This window comes from Limosilactobacillus reuteri (assembly GCF_002254085.1).
Classification (GTDB): Bacteria; Bacillota; Bacilli; order Lactobacillales; family Lactobacillaceae; genus Limosilactobacillus; species Limosilactobacillus reuteri_K.
The window spans coordinates 1-2,129 of the sequence record NZ_NGPY01000042.1 but is presented as its reverse complement, the minus strand read 5'-3'; the positions used below and the strand labels follow the sequence as shown (position 1 = coordinate 2,129).

Annotated in this window: 2 protein-coding genes; both read left to right on the top strand. The window is 36.4% G+C overall.

Translation table 11 applies throughout. The annotated features are described in order from the left end of the window. Positions 1-105 precede the first annotated feature (105 nt). Positions 106-1,329: an IS21 family transposase gene (gene istA, locus CBG10_RS07530; RefSeq protein ID WP_094512175.1), complete on the top strand. Its 1,224-nt coding sequence runs from the start codon at positions 106-108 to the stop codon at positions 1,327-1,329. Between the two features lies 1 nt (position 1,330). Beyond that, positions 1,331-2,068 carry an IS21-like element helper ATPase IstB gene (gene istB / locus CBG10_RS07525; protein WP_003676198.1) on the top strand — a complete coding sequence of 246 codons (738 nt, stop codon included), beginning with the start codon at positions 1,331-1,333 and terminating at the stop codon, positions 2,066-2,068. The last annotated feature ends 61 nt before the right edge of the window (positions 2,069-2,129 follow it).

Below are 2,129 nucleotides of genomic sequence, written 5' to 3'. Positions count from 1 at the left end.
TGTAGAGGGCGGCTGTAGAATGTAGGAAATCGGCGGTTTAAAATTGTCGATTTTCCTGCATTTTTTGTATACTCACTTTATCAATCTTTTGAGGAAGTGATGAGTATGCGAAAAGACGTTTACGAAAGGATGAGATATTTTGTGTTAGAGAAGATAAGACCAAATTATTCCGCTATTGCACGGCAGTATGATGTTGATCCACGAACCGTAAAAGCGGCATATGTAAGAGCTCAGAGTGGTGAAGTAGCAGTTGTTAGGAAGCGACAAAAGCGTCGTAGTAAGCTAGACGGATATCGAGATATCATTGAAGATAAATACACTACAGGATGTTCTGCTAGATCAATCTATGATTTTATCGTTGAAAAAGGATTTACCGGTAAATACACTATCGTTAAAGATTATTGTCGCCGTTTTCGTAGGACACAAGCTAAGAAAGCAACGATTAGAGTTGAACATACGATAGGATTAAGTGCTCAAGTTGATTGGAAAGAACGGGTAACAATGACGGACAGAAATGGTGTCCCACATACTTTCAGTATTTTCCTATACGTTCTGCCCTATTCTAAATTTAAGTTCCTAAAACTAACCTTAGATCAGAAGCAGGATACTTTATTTAAATGTTTGTTTGAAGCCTTTAAGGTTACTGGTGGAATTCCTAAAGAAATCTGGTTTGATAATATGTCAACTGTCATTGACCATAAATTAAGCGATTTTCATCATCATCGATTTAATGAGCGATTCCTATCATTTAGCCATGATGCCGGATTTCATCCAGTCGCATGTCGCCCATTTAGACCGCAAACCAAAGGTTGCGTTGAAGCATTAGCAAGAACAATGGAACGATTAAAACCTTATGATGGAGAATTTAGTACGGTCAATGATTTAAATGATATCGTTAATCGGCTAGCTGAACGGCTCAATCATGAGAAATCACAAAGTAATAATCAGAAGCCAATTGAATTATGGACAAAAGAAAAAGAGCATTTCCGGTCTCTCAACCACGATCTCGTGAGATACTTTAACAGCGACCAAACTAGAAAGGTATCCCAAGACTCAATGATCAGATTTCAAAACCATCAATACTCTGTTTCCCCTAATTATATCGGAAAAGAAGTCGAAATTAAACCGACAACTGATGGTAAGACTATCCGCATTTTCTATCATGGTACTGAGATTCAAAAGCATGATTTAACCAATAAGCAATTTAATTATGATCCTCATGATAAACATGCCATTCTTAAAAGTGACTTGATGAAAGATAAAACGGATGAAGAAATTAACCAGTATATGCTTAATAATCTTAGTATTTATGATCAGATTGGGGAATAAAATGAATCAATATCAAAAATTAGTAGATAATTTAACGAAGTTAAATTTACATAATATGGCTGCATCAATCGCAGATTATCGTCAACAAGTCAATGATAATCAAATTAGCTTTAGTGAAGCATTGTTAAAACTAACGGATAAGGAGATTACCTATCAGCAACAAGAAAGCTTAAAGAGAAGAATCAAACGCGCTAGATTTCCGATTATTAAACGACTCAATGATTTTAATTATCAATTTCAGCCTTCAATTAATCCGCAACAAATCGCTGAATTTGCGACTATGTCATTTCTGGACAATCAAGAAAACATTATCTTTATTGGCAGCCCTGGCGTAGGTAAAACACATCTGTCAATTGGGCTTGGTATCGAAGCATGTCGACAAGATGTACGAACGCTATTTATTAATTGCCATGAACTAATTCTTAGATTGAAAGCAGCTCAAGAGAAGCAACACTTAGAGCGCGTAATGCGTCGATACGAACGGTATGATCTATTAATTATTGATGAATTAGGCTATTTACCAATATCGACGGAAGAAGCAAAACTATTATTTCAACTAATAAATGGTCGCTATGAACGTAAATCAACAATCATAACGACCAATGTACCATTATCAAGTTGGGGAGCTGTTCTCCATAGTACGGCAACCGCAGAGGCCATTTTAGACCGACTTGTCTATCACTCACATGTGATTAAGATCAAAGGAAAGTCATATCGCTTGGCATCGGTCAATTCCTAAACCGCCCAAATCATACATTTTTAAACCGCCATAAAATGACAATTTAAAACCGCCCTTGACA

What these genes read in the sequence shown, in the direction of transcription:
- istA (WP_094512175.1), top strand. Translation starts at nt 106, where the DNA reads ATGCGAAAAGACGTTTACGAAAGGATGAGATATTTTGTGTTAGAGAAG.
- istB (WP_003676198.1), top strand. Translation starts at nt 1,331, where the DNA reads ATGAATCAATATCAAAAATTAGTAGATAATTTAACGAAGTTAAATTTA.